The 18,057-nt window shown below is 21.0% G+C and carries 15 protein-coding genes; 9 read left to right on the forward strand and 6 right to left on the reverse strand.

All coding sequences use genetic code 11. The annotated features are described in order from the left end of the window. Positions 1-22 precede the first annotated feature (22 nt). The 4 genes from lipB (at position 23) to ribA (ending at position 3,187) form a co-directional block, all read left to right on the forward strand. Positions 23-655, forward strand: a complete 633-nt coding sequence (lipB, locus tag AB4W56_RS00880) for a lipoyl(octanoyl) transferase LipB (RefSeq protein WP_367675957.1) — start codon at positions 23-25, stop codon at positions 653-655. Positions 656-705: 50 nt separating this feature from the next. Continuing rightward, positions 706-1,644: a lipoyl synthase gene (gene lipA, locus AB4W56_RS00885; RefSeq protein ID WP_367675958.1), complete on the forward strand. Its 939-nt coding sequence runs from the start codon at positions 706-708 to the stop codon at positions 1,642-1,644. 88 nt (positions 1,645-1,732) lie between these two features. Then, the gene (pyrF, locus tag AB4W56_RS00890) at positions 1,733-2,452 is read left to right on the forward strand and encodes an orotidine-5'-phosphate decarboxylase (protein WP_367675959.1); all 720 of its coding nucleotides are present in this window, start codon (positions 1,733-1,735) and stop codon (positions 2,450-2,452) included. Positions 2,453-2,596: 144 nt separating this feature from the next. Continuing rightward, positions 2,597-3,187: a GTP cyclohydrolase II gene (ribA, locus tag AB4W56_RS00895; RefSeq protein ID WP_367675960.1), complete on the forward strand. Its 591-nt coding sequence runs from the start codon at positions 2,597-2,599 to the stop codon at positions 3,185-3,187. A 1,166-nt stretch (positions 3,188-4,353) separates the two neighbouring features. On the opposite strand, the gene trpA is transcribed toward ribA, so the two are convergent. From trpA to trpD, 4 genes are all read right to left on the reverse strand, one after another. Then, a complete protein-coding gene (gene trpA / locus AB4W56_RS00900; protein WP_367675961.1) occupies positions 4,354-5,172 on the reverse strand; it encodes a tryptophan synthase subunit alpha in 819 nt (272 codons plus the stop codon). Continuing rightward, on the reverse strand, positions 5,159-6,367 hold the full coding sequence (gene trpB, locus AB4W56_RS00905; protein WP_367675962.1) for a tryptophan synthase subunit beta: 1,209 nt from the start codon (positions 6,365-6,367) through the stop codon (positions 5,159-5,161). The genes trpA and trpB overlap by 14 nt, the downstream gene beginning before the upstream one ends. A gap of 63 nt (positions 6,368-6,430) precedes the next feature. Beyond that, positions 6,431-7,789 carry a bifunctional indole-3-glycerol-phosphate synthase TrpC/phosphoribosylanthranilate isomerase TrpF gene (gene trpCF / locus AB4W56_RS00910; protein WP_367675963.1) on the reverse strand — a complete coding sequence of 453 codons (1,359 nt, stop codon included), beginning with the start codon at positions 7,787-7,789 and terminating at the stop codon, positions 6,431-6,433. A 2-nt stretch (positions 7,790-7,791) separates the two neighbouring features. Beyond that, positions 7,792-8,790, reverse strand: a complete 999-nt coding sequence (trpD, locus tag AB4W56_RS00915) for an anthranilate phosphoribosyltransferase (RefSeq protein WP_367675976.1) — start codon at positions 8,788-8,790, stop codon at positions 7,792-7,794. Between the two features lie 131 nt (positions 8,791-8,921). Here trpD and sohB point away from each other — a divergent pair, with 131 nt between their 5' ends. The 4 genes from sohB to glyA all read left to right on the forward strand — a co-directional run bounded on the left by sohB (position 8,922) and on the right by glyA (position 13,744). Next, a complete protein-coding gene (sohB, locus tag AB4W56_RS00920; RefSeq protein WP_367675964.1) occupies positions 8,922-9,917 on the forward strand; it encodes a protease SohB in 996 nt (331 codons plus the stop codon). A gap of 77 nt (positions 9,918-9,994) precedes the next feature. Further along, positions 9,995-11,065 (forward strand): 23S rRNA (adenine(2503)-C(2))-methyltransferase RlmN, encoded by a 1,071-nt coding sequence (rlmN, locus tag AB4W56_RS00925; RefSeq protein WP_367675965.1) that lies wholly within the window; start codon positions 9,995-9,997, stop codon positions 11,063-11,065. Between the two features lie 47 nt (positions 11,066-11,112). After that, on the forward strand, positions 11,113-12,393 hold the full coding sequence (gene hisS / locus AB4W56_RS00930) for a histidine--tRNA ligase (RefSeq protein WP_367675966.1): 1,281 nt from the start codon (positions 11,113-11,115) through the stop codon (positions 12,391-12,393). A 97-nt stretch (positions 12,394-12,490) separates the two neighbouring features. After that, entirely contained in the window at positions 12,491-13,744 is a 1,254-nt protein-coding gene (gene glyA, locus AB4W56_RS00935; protein WP_367675967.1) for a serine hydroxymethyltransferase, read from the forward strand. A gap of 76 nt (positions 13,745-13,820) precedes the next feature. Here glyA and bioD read toward each other — a convergent pair whose 3' ends face one another. Continuing rightward, a complete protein-coding gene (gene bioD, locus AB4W56_RS00940; protein ID WP_367675968.1) occupies positions 13,821-14,492 on the reverse strand; it encodes a dethiobiotin synthase in 672 nt (223 codons plus the stop codon). Positions 14,493-14,645: 153 nt separating this feature from the next. Beyond that, positions 14,646-15,677, reverse strand: a complete 1,032-nt coding sequence (gene bioB / locus AB4W56_RS00945) for a biotin synthase BioB (RefSeq protein ID WP_367675622.1) — start codon at positions 15,675-15,677, stop codon at positions 14,646-14,648. Between the two features lie 81 nt (positions 15,678-15,758). Here bioB and bioA point away from each other — a divergent pair, with 81 nt between their 5' ends. Beyond that, entirely contained in the window at positions 15,759-17,045 is a 1,287-nt protein-coding gene (gene bioA / locus AB4W56_RS00950) for an adenosylmethionine--8-amino-7-oxononanoate transaminase (protein ID WP_367675623.1), read from the forward strand. Positions 17,046-18,057 lie beyond the last annotated feature (1,012 nt).

Here is an 18,057-nt window from a genome sequence, read left to right on the forward strand (position 1 = left end):
TTTTTATTTTAAGAAAATAATTTTGAAAATTAAACCAATTATTATTCGTTGTTTAGGGTTATTACATTGGCATGATACTTACATTAAAATGAACCATTTTATAAATACACGTAATAAATATTCATTGGATGAAATTTGGTTTGTTGAACATTATCCAATATTTACTCAAGGTTATATAAAAAATAATGTAAAAAAAAAAAATATTCATATGATTCCAATAATAGAAAGTAATAGAGGAGGAAATATGACATATCATGGTCCAGGTCAACAAATAATATATTTTTTATTGGATTTAATAAGACTAAAAATAAATGTTCAAAAATTATTATTTGTGATTGAAAATATTATTTTAAGTACATTATATGATTTTTCTATTATAGGTTATAAAAATCATCAATATCCTGGAATATATGTAAATAATAAGAAGATTTGTTCTTTAGGATTACGTATTAATAATAGTCATTGCTTTCATGGACTTTCATTAAATGTTAATATGAATTTGCATCCTTTTAAATATATTCATCCTTGCGGTAATAATATTATAATGACACAAATGTCTAATATAAAAAAAAATATATTATTTTATGATGTTAGAAATATTTTAATACAAAAATGTTTATTTTTTTTTAATTCAAAAAATTTTTTATATTTTTAAACATTTAATAAATATATGATAATACATTTTATTTATCTAATATAATAAACATGATTTTGGAATTTAACATGAAAAATAAAAATAAAAAAAAATTTATTCATTTACCTATTATACAAAATATAAAAAAATATAAAAAAACATTATTACCAAAACCAAATTGGATTAAAGTAAAATTACCAGTACAACTTAATAACTTTAATTATATAAAAAAAAAACTAAAAAATAAATTTTTACATTCAGTATGTGAAGAAGCATTATGTCCAAATATACATGAATGTTTCAATAACAAAACTGCTACTTTTATGATTTTAGGTAATATATGTACTCGTAAATGTCCATTTTGTGCTGTATCATATGGTCGACCTCAACCAATTAATTCTGAAGAACCAAATAATTTATCACAAACAGTATTTCATATGAATATTAATTATGTTGTTATTACTTCAGTTGCACGAGATGATTTGAAAGATGGAGGAGCAATTCAATTTAATAATTGTATTAAATTATTAAGAGTAAAAAAAAATATTAAAATTGAAATTTTAGTTCCTGATTTTCGTAATTCATTAAAATATTCTATAAAAATTATATCTCAACAACCTCCAGATATTTTTAATCATAATTTAGAAAATGTACCAAGATTATATAAAATGATTCGACCGGGTGCAAATTATAATAAATCACTGAAGTTATTAAACTATTTTAAAACATTAAATCCCAATATTCCTACAAAATCTGGTTTAATGTTAGGTTTAGGAGAAACAGATCAAGAAATAATACAAGTTTTACGTGATTTAAGATCAAATGGTGTGGATATGTTAACATTAGGACAATACTTACAACCCAGTATATATCATATACCGGTTCAAAAATATGTAAATCCAGAAAAATTTAAATATTTTAAAAATGAAGCTTTATCTATGGGTTTTTCTAATGCTTTTTGTGGACCACTAGTACGATCTTCATATCATGCAAATTTACAAATAAAATAAATTTTTTAGTAATATATTATTTTGTATTATAAAATAATTATATATATTTTATATAATTTATTATTAATTTTTAAAAGAGTAACTATATATGTCTGATACTACTACGTCAATTCATTATCCAAAAGTTATTATAGCATTAGATTATTCAAATAAAAAATCTGCTATGAAATTAATTAATGATCTTAATCCTAAATTATATAAATTAAAAATTGGAAAAGAAATCTTTATAAGATTAGGAGTTAATTTTATACATGAATTACATAATCTTGGATTTAATATATTTTTAGATTTAAAATTTCATGATATTCCTAATACTGTTGCTCAAGCTGTTCGTGCAGCTGCAGATTTAGGCGTATGGATGATTAGTGTTCATGCATGTGGAGGTATAGATATGCTACAAGCAGCTAAATATGCTTTAAATAATTTTAAATCACATACTCCTTTATTAATGGCTGTTACTGTACTAACTAGTTTTTCAGAATTAGACTTAAAGAGAATTGGAGTTACATTATCATTATCTGATTATGTTTTAAAATTATCTAAAATAGTAAAAGAATCTAATTTAGATGGAGTAATATGTCCAGGAAGAGAATCAAAAAATATTAAAGATATTTTTGGAAATGATTTTAAAACTGTTATTCCAGGAATTAGGTTACCTAAAAATTCTAAAAATGATCAAAAATTAGTTATTACTCCAAAAGAAATAAAACAATTTAGTAGTGATTATATTGTTGTAGGTAGGAGTGTAACACAATCAAGAAATCCAATGAAAATATTAAATAATATTTTAAATGATATAATGATATAAATTTGAAATTTTTGTATAATAATATCATTAAATTGATTATTTAAAGTTATATATTTTATATTACAATGAATCATTTAAAAATTTAATTTTTTTGTATTTTATGATAATTTAATATTTACATCCATTGTTTTTAACAGAGTAAAAATGAAAATTAAACGTATTAAAGACGCTATATTACCTACTCCATGGGGAGAATTTATAATAGTAGGTTTTGAAGAAAAATTAAAAAATAAAAATCATGTTGCTTTAATATATGGAAATATAAATAAAAAAGATCCTATATTAGTAAGAATACATTCAGAATGTTTAACGGGAGATGCTTTATTTAGTTTAAGATGTGATTGTGGTTCACAATTAAAAACAGCTTTAATGATTATTGCAAAAGAAGGTTGCGGTATATTAATTTATCATAGACAAGAAGGTCGTAATATTGGTTTATTAAATAAAATTCGAGCTTACAATTTACAAGATCAAGGATTAGATACTGTAGAAGCGAATCATAAGTTAGGATTTTCTGCTGACGAAAGAGATTTTACTATTTGTTCGGATATATTAAAATTAATGCATATAAAAAAAATTCGCTTATTAACTAATAATCCTTTAAAAATCAAAGCGCTTCAAGATTCTGGTATTAATGTTATAGAACGTATTAATTTAATTTCGGGAAGAAACTCAAAAAATAATAATTACTTAAATACAAAAATTAATAAAATGGGTCATTTAATTCCTAAATAATTGATATAGTATAAAATATATGTAATAAAGTAATATTATTTTAATTAAATTAAAATCACAAGTATTATTTAATAATAAATAATATTCAGGTTACTATTTTTTTTTATTATAATAAAAAATAATTATATTTAATTCGATTATTATTTACCATAATTAAAATATTTATATAATTCAACATTATATTCTAATATAATTAATCCAAAATATTTATATTTATTGTATAAAATAAATAAATATTTTATTATATTTAAAATAATATAATGAATTAAAGCATTTTAATTCAAAAAATTACTTGTATTTTGAATATTATATAAATAATGAGTATTATAAAATATCCAATATTTATTCATATTTATTTAATATTTATTTAATATTTATTTAATATTTTGATAAAACTAAGTTTTATTATACTGTTATTATGTAATATTTTATTATTAAATTATATTATTATATTTATATAAAATACAACATAAAATACTTATATATTTTACAATATATTATGAATATAAATTTATAAATTTTAATCAATTTTATATTTCTGTAAATACGATATTATTATCTATAATATAAATTAAAAATATATTTTAATAAATATATTAATATGTTATATTATTTTTCTTATATATATTTAAAAAATAAAATATTAATAAAAAAAATACAAATATTTTTAATATTATATTAATTATAGAATTAGAAATTAAAAAAAATAAATTGATTAATATAAAAAATAAAATTGAGCTTAAAAATAGTATAAGAACTTTAAAAAATAAATAAGTTATTAGTAATATAATAATCATATTTTTTAATATTAAAATTTTTTTATTTTGTAATGTATCATGAATTATATATTTTTGTTGAGAAATCAAAAGATAAAAACAAAATAATACAATAATAAGAATAATCATTACAATACATCCAATTTGTATAAGTAATGTAATTATAAATCTATATATGAAACATTTAGATATAATGTAAGGTATTTAAAAAATTACATATATATTGAGTAAAAATAATTATTATTCTTATTCTTATTCTTATTATTTTGATTTGTATTATATTTTATAATGATAATTTTATTATTTGTATAAACAACATTATTACATATTCTGAAGTAGTATATTTAATATAAAAATTAATATGTTTATGTTATGAAATATATTATTATTTTAAATAATTAATCTATTTTTCGTTGCATTTTTTAATATTTTTGTTATATTTTTAATTTTTTTTAACATTATATTTTTTTGAGAATAATATTTTTCAATTAATTGAATAATAACAGATCCACAAATAACACCATGAGTACCATAAGATAAAGATGATATAATATGATGCGTTTCAGAAATTCCAAATCCTTGTATAATTGGAACTGAATGATGTATTTTTAATTTATTTATTATATTTTTATTAATATAATTTATTTTGTTCGTTAATCCAGTAACTCCAGGTCTAGATAATAAATAAATATATCCTTTTCCTTTCATAGCAATATTGTATATTAAACTTTCATTGGCGTTAGGTGGGCAAACTAAAATAGAAAATATATTATTTAATTGAGCATATTTATCAAATTCTACATACTCTTCTATAGGTAAATCAGGAACAAGAACTGAATCTATACCACATTTTTGACATAATTTATAAAATTGGTTAATTTTTTGATTTAGTATCATATTAGCATAAATTAGTATTCCAATAGGTAAATTAGGGTATTTACATCTCAAAATTTTTATTATGCTAAAACATTTTAACATATCAGTACCTAGAGATAATGCACGTAAATTAGATTTTTGTATAATAGGACCATCTGCTAATGGATCTGAAAATGGAATTCCTAATTCTAATGCATCTGCACCTGATTGAATTAATATATCAACAATTTTAAAAAATAATTTTTCTGAAGGATCTCCAATAGTAATAAATGGAATAAAACATCCTTCTTGAATAAGTTTTAATTTTTGAAAAATATTTTTATATCGATTCATCTTCATATCCTGTGCTTGTATCATTTATACTATTTTGTACTGTTAACATATCTTTATCACCTCGACCAGATAAATTAACAACAATAATATTTTTTTTATTTGGATATTTACGGATAATTTTTAATGCATATGCTATTGCATGAGCAGATTCTAAAGCAGGAATAATACCTTCATATTTACATAAATATTGAAAAGCATACAATGCTTCTTTATCAGTAATAGAATGATATTGGACACGACCAATTTTATTTAACCAAGCATGTTCTGGACCTACAGAAGGAAAGTCTAATCCCGAAGAAATTGACCATGATTCTCTAATTTGACCATCTTGATTTTGCATCATATGAGATTTCATACCAAAATAAATTCCAGTCTTTCCATATTGTAATGGAGAACCATGTTTTCCTGTTTTTATACCATATCCTCCTGGTTCAACACCAATTAATTTTACATTATTTTCTTTGATAAAATCAAAAAAAATACCAATAGCATTAGAACCCCCTCCTACACATGCTAAAATGATATCTGGTAATCTAAATTCTTTTTCAATAATTTGTTTTTTTGTTTCTATTCCAATAATTTTTTGAAAATCTCGTACCATAGTAGGATAAGGATGTGGACCAGCGACTGTACCTAACATGTAATGACTATTTTCGTAATTTTCTGACCAATCTCGTAATGCCTCATTACAAGCATCTTTTAAAGTACAAGATCCATGATCTACAGATATGATAGATGCACCCATTAATTTCATTCTTAATACATTTGAAGATTGTCTTTTTATATCTTTAGAACCCATATAAATTTTACACTTTAATTTTAACAATGCACACGCAAACGCGGTCGCTACTCCATGTTGACCGGCTCCAGTTTCTGCAATAATTTGTGTTTTATTCATTTTTTTTGCTAATAAAGCTTGACCTAATACTTGATTAGTTTTATGTGCACCACCATGTAATAAATCCTCTCTTTTAAGATAAATTTTTGATTTTGTTCCTTGTGTAATATTTTTACACAATGTTAATGGTGTAGGTCTTCCGGCATAATTAATAAGTAAATTAGATAATTCTGATTGAAATTTTACATCTGATTTCGATTCTACAAAATATTTTTCTAATTGATATAATGCTGGCATTAAAATTTGAGGAACATACATTCCTCCAAATTTTCCAAAATAAGGATTTAATAACGTCATGGAATCAATCTATCCTTTAAATAATTAGATGTATTAATGTAATAATATTATTATTAATATAAATTATGATGATTTTAGTTTTTGAAATAATAATTTCATTTTAATATTATCTTTAATTCCAGGTGATTTTTCTAATTTAGAGTTAAAATCTAAACCAAAACAATTTAATTTTAAAGCATGTAAACAATTTTGAATAGATAAACCTCCTGCTAAAAAAACATTCTCTAAATTATATTTTTTTAATATAGACCAATCAAAACATACACCACTGCCTCCTTGAGAATTATCAAATATATAATAATTAATATATTTTAAATTTTTTATTTTAGTATTTTCAATATCTAATGCTTTCCAAATTTCTATTTTTTTTGGAATTTTTTTTTTTAAATTAGTAATATATTTTTGATTTTCATTACCATGTAACTGTATCGCAAATAAAGATAATAATTTTGTTATAAATATAACATTTTCAATTTTTTCATCTTTAAATACTCCTATATATTTTAATTTAGAGTAATGAACAATACTTTCTGCAATATGTAAGTTAATGCATCGTATAGATTTAGGAATAAATATTAATCCTCCATATACAGCCCCTAAATATTTTGAAAATTTAGCATCCTGTAATCTTGTTAATCCACAAACTTTATTATTACCAAATATAATACTATTAACAGTTATATCAATATTTTTAGATTTCATAATAGATGATCCTATTAAAAAACCATGAACTATATTTTTAAGTTTTTTGATTTGAAAATGATTATTAATACCGGATTCACTAATAATAATTTTATTATTAGGTATTAATGGTGCAAGACAATAAGTACGATTAGTATTAATTGATAAATCATTTAGATTTCTATTATTAATACCAATTACTTTAGCATTTAATTTAATTGCTCTATTTAATTCATACTCGTTATTTATTTCAGTTAATACACCCATATTCAAACTATGAGCAATATCAGAAAGTATACGATATTCATGATCATTTAATATAGATAACATTAATAAAATAGCATCTGCCTGATAATATCTGGATAAATATATTTGATATGGATCGATAAAAAAATCTTTACATAAAATTGGTTGTCTAACAAGATTATGAACTATATTTAAAAATTCAAATTTTCCATGAAAATACTTTTCATCCGTTAAAACAGAAATCACTGTAGCATATCTTTTATAACATTTAACAATTTTAGTAATATTAAAATTATTATTAATAATTCCGATTGAAGGAGATGCTTGCTTAACTTCTAATATAAAACATGGACGATTAGATTGTAATTGATTATAAAATTGTCGAGATGAAGATGTTAAATCATGTTGTATTTTTTGTAATGGTACTTGTTGTATTTGATGTTTTAACCATATTTTTTTATGATATATAATTTTTTTTAATATATTTTTTTTCATTATTACCTTACTTGTGAGATATTATATATATGTTGATTAATTTCTCCGCTTTGAATTTTTTTTAAAGCTATTTGTGTATTTTTTTTTAAATTATTATGACCAAATACTTTCAATACGATAGCTGTATTTACTGCTATTAAATTTTCATATTCAATACTACCAATACCTGAACATATATTCTGAAAAATTTTAAAATTTTTTTCTGAATTATTATTAATAAAAAATTTTTTTGGTATTTTTTTTACACCAAAATCTTCTGGATATAATTGATATGAAGTAATTTTTCCATTATATATTTCACAAACATCAGTTACATGATGTAATGTCACTTCATCGATACCATCGCTATGAATAATAATTACTCTCTTATATTTTAACATACTTACAACTTGAGCTATAGGTAATAATAATTTTTTAGAATATACACCTATTACTGAAAAAGGAGGTTGAGCAGGATTTAATAATGGTCCTAATATATTAAATATAGTTCTAGTTTTTAATTGTTTCCTAACTAATTTAACATTTTGAAACCCAGCATGATATTGAGGAGCAAAAAGAAAACAAATATTTGTTTGATCAAATATTTTTTTAGATATATTTGGTTTATGTTGGATATGAATATTCATTTTTTTTAATATATCTGAAGAACCTAATGTACTAGATACGCCTTGATTACAATGTTTAATAATTTTAAATCCACAAGATGATGCTACTAAAGCACTAAGTGTCGAAACATTAATGGTATTTATTCCATCTCCTCCCGTACCAACTATGTCAGAAAATGGATATATTGGTTTAGGAAAATATAAACAATATTTTTGAAAAGTTTTTATGGCTCCTACAATTTCTATAACCGATATTTTTTTTAATTTCATTGAAATCAATATAGCTGTTAATTCTATTAATGTTACTTTATTATTAATAATAGCATCAAATATATAAATACTTTCCAATTCAGTTAATGATTTTAAAGTATATAATTTTTCTAATATTGTTTTTATCATATTATTATATTGAAATTTATATTTAATATTATTATATTATAAATTATTTAAAATCAATTTATTTTAATTTAAATACATTGTTAATTTTATAATTATAATATTCACAACAGAATAGTTAGGATATCAATATGGATTTCATATGTGAATATGGACTATTTTTATTTAAAATAGTTACTGTATTTATTTGTTTTATTATAATATTTTTATTTTTTTCTTATTGTGCACAAAAAAAAACAAAAACAGAAGGGATATTAAAAATTACTAATATTATAGATCATTATAATAATATGAAACATATTATTATATCTTCTAAAAATAATAAATATCAAAAAAAAACATGGTTCAAAAAAAAAAATACACAATATTTAAAACATAAAAATTCTAATTTTGAATCATTAAAACCTACACTATATATTATAGATTTTTATGGAGATATACATGCCAGTGAAGTATCTTCTTTACGTGAAGAAATTTCTGCTATTATTTCTGTATCAAAACAACATGATGAAGTATTATTAAGATTAGAAAGTGCTGGTGGTACAATTCATGAATATGGATTAGCAGCATCACAATTACAAAGATTACGTGAAAAAAATATTAAATTAATTATCTCAATAGATAAAATTGCTGCTAGTGGTGGATATATGATGGCTTGTATTGGAAATCACATATCTGCATCTTATTTTTCTATTATAGGTTCTATAGGAGTTGTTTCATTAATACCTAACTTTTATAAATTATTAAAAAAGCATAATATTGATATAGAATTACATACAGCAGGAGATTATAAAAGAACTTTAACTTTATTTGGAAAAAATACTGAAAATGATCGTCAATATTTTAAAAATAAACTGAATAATACTCATGATTTGTTTAAAAATTTTATTTATAAAATGAGACCATGTTTAAATTTAAATGAAATTTCTAATGGAGATTATTGGTTTGGTATTACTGCTTTAGAAAAAAAATTAATTGATAGTATTAGTACCAGTGATGATTTAATTTTAGAAAAAATAAAAGATTTCAATATTTTTCATATTCAATATATAAAACCAAAAAAAATATTTAATCGTTTTTTACATTATTTTGTAAAAAAAATAAAACATTATTTGTCTATTAAATAATATATATAAAATGTTTATTTTAAAAGTATTTGTTTATATATAATGTATTATATGTATTTTATAATATTGAAAATAATATGTTCCATAAAATTAATTTATTAAATTTTGATCGATTAAAAATGAAAGAATTTTTTAGATCTATTGGAGAAAAATCCTTTTGTGCTGATCAAGTAATGATTTGGATATATCATTATTTTTGTGATGATTTTAATAAAATGACTAATATTAAAATTACATTACGAGAAAAATTAAAAAATATTAGTATTATTAAAACTCCTAAATTTATAAAAAAATATTATTCTATAGACGGTACAGTAAAATGGATAGTAAATATTAATAATCATATAGTAGAAACAGTATATATTCCTGAAAAAAGTAGAGGAACATTATGTATTTCTTCTCAAGTAGGATGTGTATTAAATTGTCATTTTTGTTCTACTGGTCAGCAAAAATTTAATCGTAATTTATTAGTTTCAGAAATTATTGGACAGATATGGATAGCACATAAAAAAATTAATAAAATGAAAAATTACCCATCAATTACTAATATAGTCATGATGGGTATGGGTGAACCGTTATTAAATTTAAATAATGTTGTTACAGCATTAAAAATTATGTCAGATAATTTTGGATTTAATATTTCAAAAAAAAAAATTACTATTTCTACATCAGGTATAGTACCTGCATTGAATAAATTATCTAACATAATTGATATTAAATTAGCAATTTCATTACATGCATCAAATGATGAACTAAGAAATAAACTTATGCCAATTAATAAAAAATACAATATTTCATTATTATTAATGACAGTAACTCAATTTTTAAAAAAATCAAAAATTAATAAAAAAGGTATTACAATAGAATATATTATGTTACATAATATTAATGATACTTTATTACATGCTCAAGAATTAGTAAAAATTTTAAAAAATATTCCTAGTAAAATTAATTTAATTCCATGGAATAGTTTTTCGAATTCAAAATTTTTATGTAGTAAATTTTCTCAAATACAAAAATTTTCAAATTTTTTAATTAATAAAGGATTTATAACAACTGTTCGTAAATCTAGAGGGCAAGATATTCACGCAGCATGCGGACAATTAACTGGAATTATATCTCATCAAATAAAAAATTCAAATATCTAATATTTATTTAATTAAATTTTAATATTTATTAAAAATCGGAACATGATATGAATAATAATATTCAATCAATTAAAGGAATGCATGATTATCTTCCTGAAGAATTATTTGAATGGAATAAAGTAGAATATTTATTAAAAAAAATATTATTAAGTTATAATTATTCTGAAATTCGATTACCTGTTTTAGAAAAAACAGTATTATTTCAAAGAACTATTGGAAGTATTACAGATATTATTCAAAAAGAAATGTATTCTTTTTATGATAAAAATAAAAGTAGTATTACTTTAAGACCAGAAGCAACAGCAGGTTGTGTGAGAGCAGTAATACAAAATAAATTATTATACCATAAAAAACAAAGATTATGGTATTATGGTCCTATGTTTCGATATGAAAGACCTCAAAAAGGACGATATCGTCAATTTCATCAATTGGGTATCGAAGTATTTGGATTATCAGAACCAGATATAGAATTAGAATTAATTTTATTAATAACTAGATTTTGGAGTACATTAGGTATTTCTAATTTACTAACATTAGAAATTAATTCAATTGGATCTATAGAATCTAGAATAAAATATCAAATAGATTTAAAGGAATTTCTTAAAAAAAATAAATCAATTTTAGACCAACATGCTTTACTTCAATTAGAAAAAAATCCAATTAGAATTTTAGATAGTAAAAATAAAAAAATTCAACGTTTATTACTGAATGCACCTATTTTGTATGATTATATTGATAAAAAGTCAATATTTAATTTTAATTATCTCTGCCAATTAATTGATCAATTTAAGATTAAATATGTTATTAATCATCGTTTAGTGAGAGGATTAGATTATTATAATAATACTGTATTTGAATGGAAAACAAATTTTTTAGGTACTCAAAATACAGTTTGTGCAGGTGGACGATATGATACTTTAGTTAAGAAATTAGGTGGTGTTGATACTCCAGCAATAGGTTTAGCAATAGGTATGGATCGTTTAATATTATTAATTAAATCATTATCTTTATTTAATAAAAATAATTTTATAACAGATATTTATATATTATTTTCTGTACAATCAATGAAATTATTAGCCATATCTTTATCAGAAGAAATTAGAAATATTATGCCAAAATTAAAAATACTACTAGAATTTCAACCTATCCATTTTTTAAAAATATTTCGAAATATTAAAAAATATTCATCTCATATAATATTATTCTTAGAATTAGAAGAAGTAAAAAAGAAAACAATATATTTAATTGATTTAAAAAAAAAACATAAAAAAAAAATTTTTCAAATGCATGTTATTCAAGAGATAAATAAAATATTTTATTCAAAATAAAAAAAACAATTTTTAGTATTTTAAATATTACAAACTAAAATAAATAAAAAATAAAATATTATTAATATTACTTATTTTAAAATAAGGTATATAAAATATGTTTAGTAAAAATGAAAAAATAATAAAATATGATCCAGATATTTGGAATTATATAGAAAAAGAAAGAATGAGACAAGAAAATCATATTACACTTATTGCTTCTGAAAATTATGCTAGTACTTGTGTTATGCAAGCTCAAGGATCACAATTAACAAATAAATATGCAGAAGGATATCCAGAAAAACGTTATTATGGTGGTTGTAATTATGTTGATAAAATTGAAGAAATAGCTATTAGTCGTGCAAAAAAAATATTTAATGCTGATTATGCTAATGTTCAACCACATTCTGGTTCGCAAGCAAATTGTGCTGTATATTCAGCATTATTACAACCTGGTGATTTAATATTAGGCATGAATTTATCTCATGGCGGTCATTTGACACATGGTGCATCAGTTAATTTTTCCGGGAAGTTATATCGTGCAATGAGTTATGGCGTTAATGAGGCAGGAGATATTGATTATAATAATTTAGAATATATGGCTATGAAATATAAACCTAAAATGATTATTGGAGGTTTTTCTTCTTTTTCTGGAGTTTGTAATTGGAAAAAAATGAAAGAAATAGCAAATAGTGTTCAAGCATATTTAGTTGTTGATATCGCTCATATTGCTGGACTAATTGCAGCTAATTTATATCCTAATCCTATTGAATATGCTGACGTAGTTACAACTACAACTCATAAAACATTATCTGGTCCTAGAGGAGGTTTAATTCTTTCTAAAAATAAGGATGATAATTTTTATAAAAAGTTAAATTCTTCAGTATTTCCAGGTAATCAAGGGGGTCCTTTAATGCATGTTATTGCAGCAAAAGCAATTTCTTTTAAAGAAGTTTTAGAACCATCATTTAAATTATATCAACAACAAATTTTAAAAAATTCAAAAATTATGGTGAAAACTTTTTTAAAAAATGGTTTTAATGTTATTTCAGGGAAAACAAATAATCATTTATTCGTTCTAGATTTAAATAATAAAAATATTACAGGAAAAAACGCTGAATTTTTTTTAGGTTTAGCTAATATTACAGTCAATAAAAATACCATCCCTAATGATCAAAAAAGTCCTTTTATCACTTCTGGTATACGTATTGGTACTCCTGCAATTACTCGAAGAGGATGTAAAGAAAAAGAATCTATAGATATATCTAATTGGATAATTCAAATTATTAATAATTTTAATGATAATAAAACAATTTCTAATATAAAAAATCAAGTATTATCTTTATGTTCTCGTTATCCAGTATATACATAATTTATCAATAAAATAGTTATGTATAAATATTACATTATATATAGTTATATGAGCATATATAATATATTACAATATTCTATGTAGGTAATTTAATTAATATATTTTTTTTTGAGATATTATGAAGATTTTTCATATAAGGAATAGAACCTAAAAAAGGAGCATGAATATATTTTTTGAGAATATTAATATAATCTAAAAAATATTCTTGTTTATTAGATATATAATTTGCAATCCAGCCAGAAAATTGAAGACCAGATTGTGTAATTGATTGTCCTGTTAAAATAGAATGATTAATACATCCTAATTTTAAACCAACTACTAAAATAACAGGTATGTTTTCTTGTTTAATCCAATCGGAAAGAAAAATAGATTGAGAAATTGGAGTATACCATCCTCCTATACCTTCTATAATTATCCAATTAGATTTTTTATGTATAATATTTAATCCATTATTTAATGCATTAAAATTAATCAACTTTTCTTTATTATTAAATACATGAGGTGGACCAATTCGCGAAAAGAAAAATGGATTAACTTGTTTATATGATAGATTTACCGTACTGTATTTTTTTAATAATATTGCATCTTGATTTTGAAAACCATCTATTGTTTTTATGCATCCTGAAGAAACCGGTTTATATCCTGCTGTTTTAAATCCTTTTTTTGATGCTTTGTGTAATAAAACAATTGATGCTATTGTTTTTCCAACATTTGTATCTGTTCCGGTAATAAACCATTGATAATGCATATATACCTTTTATGTATAATTCACATTTTAAAAAATTTTAAATTAAATAACTATTTTATAGATAATTTAAATATTTAAGTTATCTCATACAATAAAAAAATGAACTACCTATTATTTAAAATAGGTAGAATATAAATATTAATATAATATTATTTAATTAATTGTAGCATTATAATAATTTTTAATATTATTATTTATTATTTTACTCAAATTATTTGTGTTGTTTGAATTTTCGTTATAAATGATTTTTTTTTTAGGATATAAACCTAATCGTTTAAATAATTTTAAATCATCTTTTTGTTTTGGATTAGCAGCAGTTAATAATTTACATCCATAAAAAATTGAATTTACACCAGCCATAAAACACATAGCTTGCATATTTTGACTCATATTTTCACGACCAGCTGATAAACGAATATATGATGTAGGCATCATAAGACGAGCAACAGCAATAGTTTTAATAAAATCAAAATCATTAATTTTTTTATTTTTTTCCATTGGTGTACCCTTAACACTAACTAACATATTAATTGGTATACTTTCTGGAACTTTACTTAAATTAGCTAATTGTACTAATAATTCTGCTCGATCATTGGTTTTTTCACCTAATCCTAAAATTCCACCTGAACAAACTTTAATACCAGATTTTTGTATTATTTCTAATGTATCTAATCGATCTTGATATGTACGAGTAGTAATAATTTTTTTATATATTCTAGGTGAAGTATCTAAATTATGATTGTAAAAATCAAGACCAGCATTAGATAATTGTGTTGCTTGTGTTTTACTTAAACTACCTAATGTCATACAAGTTTCTAAACCAAGTTTTTTGATTTTTTTTATGATTTTTATTAAATAAGGCATATCACGTTCTTTTGGATTTTTCCATGCAGCTCCCATACAAAATCTATCAGATCCTGATTTTTTAGCTTCTTTTGCTTTTTTTAAAATTTCTTCAATTTCTAATAATTTTTCTGTTTTAATATTTGTATTATATCTAGAACTTTGAGAACAATATTTACAATCTTCAGGACATAGTCCTGTTTTAATAGATAAAAGAGTACTAATTTGTATTTCACTAGGATTAAAATACTTTCTATGCATTTCTTGCGCTTCAAACATTAATTCTAAGAATGGTTTTTTAAATAATAAACTAACTTCCTGTATATTCCAATTTTTTTTCATTTTATCGTCCTATAAATTTATATATTGTTTTAAATAAAAATTTTATACTAATAATATTCTATATTCTAAAGAAATTTAATTATGAATCAAGATCTTAAATTTAACTTAAAACATATTTGGCATCCCTATGATTCTATGACTAAACCATTACCATGTTATATGATTTCTTATGCTCATGGAGTGCATTTAAAATTAAAAAATGGTATAAAAATTATTGATGGTATGTCTTCTTGGTGGTCTACTATACATGGATATAATCATCCTAGATTGAATATAGCATTAAAAAATCAAATAGATAAAATGTCTCATATTATGTTTGGTGGAATAATACATTCACCTGCAATTAAATTATGTAAAAAATTAATAAGTATACTTCCTAAAAAATTAGAATGCATTTTTCTTGCTGATTCAGGATCAGTATCTATTGAAATAGCTATGAAAATAGCATTACAATATTGGTATTCTTTAAATAAAAATAAAAAAGTTTTTTTAACAATTCGAAATGGATATCATGGAGATACATTTTCTGCTATGTCAGTGTGTGATCCTAAGAATTCTTTACATAATTTATATCATAAATTTTTACCTAAAAATTTATTTGCACATGCTCCTAAATCATCTTTTATGAATACATGGAATCATAATGATATAAATTCTTTTTTAAATTTATTAATAAATAATAAATCAATTATTGCAGCAGTAATTTTAGAGCCCATTGTACAAGGTATTGGTGGTATGAAATTCTATCATCCTGAATATTTAAAACAAATAAAATTTTTATGTAATGAACATAAAATTCCACTTATTATTGATGAAATTGCAACTGGATTTGGACGTACTGGAAAAATGTTTGCATATCAACATGCTAATATAATTCCAGATATATTATGTTTAGGAAAAGCATTAACTGGTGGTACAATGACATTATCAGCGATAATAACAACTCGAAAAATTGCTAACGTTATTAGTAATAATGAACCTTATAAATTAATGCATGGTCCAACATTTATGGGAAATCCTTTAGCATGCGCAGTAGCTTGTGAAAATATTTCTATATTACAAGAAGGAACATGGAAAATACAAATATTTAATATTGAAAAACAACTTAAACAAGAATTATTGCCATTAATTAATAATTCTTATGTATTAGATATTCGAATACTTGGAGGTATTGCTGTTGTTGAATGTAAATATTCAGTTAATTTAAAACTAATTCAAAAATTTTTTGTTCGTCATGGAGTTTGGATTAGACCATTTCAGAAATTAATTTATTTAACACCTCCATATATTATTGATACTTTTTCATTAACAAAATTAACTCGTGCAATTAAATATGCTATTCATAATAAATTATTATTTATTAAATAAATAAATATTATAATGATAATAACATATATAAAACTTATATTACATATTTATGTTGTTTAAATTATGTATTATTATAGAATATTGTATGTTGTAATAATAACTTTATATGTTATATATTTTAATATTTTAATACTTCAATTATTTATAATAAATAATATATCTAAAATAATTTGATTTATTTTAATGATTTAATTTAATATATAAATAATGAAAAATTATATATTATTAGTTGAATATTAATTATTATATATAATAATAAAAATTTTTATAAAATATATATTTTAATTAAATAATATAATAATATTATTTTAAATAATTAAATAATTTTAAAAATATTAATACTAAAATAATAATAAATATTTTTATATATTTACTTACATTATATTTTTATTATGATTGCATATGAATATAAATTTATAAAATTCATAATTAAATCTTTAAAAATTGAATATGATATTTTATAATAAAATATTCTACTATATTGTAATATTTATGATTTTATATAATTAATCACATATTAAAACATATCAATTGTAATAATTCATAGAGTGATTAATATGAATAATATTAATTTATATTTTGTATAATAATATATTTTGAAGCTGAATATGTTACCATATAAATCATATGTAATTTTTTATATATTTGAATGATAAGAATGTTATCTTTATTTCATAAATTAAAGTTTTAATTTGATAAATATAAAATATAATTTTTATTGTTAATAATAGTTTATTATTTAATAATATATAAAAATATTTTTTAATATTTATTTTATATATTATAACAAATAATTTATTATAATTTATATTTCAATATTTCAGTATACTAATACATGTTTTAATACATTAGTGATAATAGAATATAACATAAAATAGTTTGAATATTTTATTTGATTTTATTAATTTTATTATTTTGAATAAAATTATTTTTATTTACGTAATATAATATCACATAAATTATAGTAACATATTCGTTTAAGTAAATTTTTAAATATTAATATTTAAAATCT

It is taken from the genome of Buchnera aphidicola (Phyllaphis fagi), from assembly GCF_964058955.1.
GTDB classification, from domain to species: domain Bacteria; phylum Pseudomonadota; class Gammaproteobacteria; order Enterobacterales; family Enterobacteriaceae; genus Buchnera_L; species Buchnera_L aphidicola_AI.

Excerpts from the sequence above, each read along its gene's own strand:
- sohB (WP_367675964.1), top strand. The coding sequence starts at position 8,922 with ATGGATTTCATATGTGAATATGGACTATTTTTATTTAAAATAGTTACT.
- rlmN (WP_367675965.1), top strand. The coding sequence starts at position 9,995 with ATGTTCCATAAAATTAATTTATTAAATTTTGATCGATTAAAAATGAAA.
- bioB (WP_367675622.1), bottom strand. The coding sequence starts at position 15,677 with ATGAAAAAAAATTGGAATATACAGGAAGTTAGTTTATTATTTAAAAAA.
- trpCF (WP_367675963.1), bottom strand. The coding sequence starts at position 7,789 with ATGAAAAAAAATATATTAAAAAAAATTATATATCATAAAAAAATATGG.
- trpB (WP_367675962.1), bottom strand. The coding sequence starts at position 6,367 with ATGACGTTATTAAATCCTTATTTTGGAAAATTTGGAGGAATGTATGTT.
- bioA (WP_367675623.1), top strand. The coding sequence starts at position 15,759 with ATGAATCAAGATCTTAAATTTAACTTAAAACATATTTGGCATCCCTAT.
- bioD (WP_367675968.1), bottom strand. The coding sequence starts at position 14,492 with ATGCATTATCAATGGTTTATTACCGGAACAGATACAAATGTTGGAAAA.
- ribA (WP_367675960.1), top strand. The coding sequence starts at position 2,597 with ATGAAAATTAAACGTATTAAAGACGCTATATTACCTACTCCATGGGGA.
- glyA (WP_367675967.1), top strand. The coding sequence starts at position 12,491 with ATGTTTAGTAAAAATGAAAAAATAATAAAATATGATCCAGATATTTGG.
- pyrF (WP_367675959.1), top strand. The coding sequence starts at position 1,733 with ATGTCTGATACTACTACGTCAATTCATTATCCAAAAGTTATTATAGCA.
- hisS (WP_367675966.1), top strand. The coding sequence starts at position 11,113 with ATGAATAATAATATTCAATCAATTAAAGGAATGCATGATTATCTTCCT.
- lipA (WP_367675958.1), top strand. The coding sequence starts at position 706 with ATGATTTTGGAATTTAACATGAAAAATAAAAATAAAAAAAAATTTATT.
- trpA (WP_367675961.1), bottom strand. The coding sequence starts at position 5,172 with ATGAATCGATATAAAAATATTTTTCAAAAATTAAAACTTATTCAAGAA.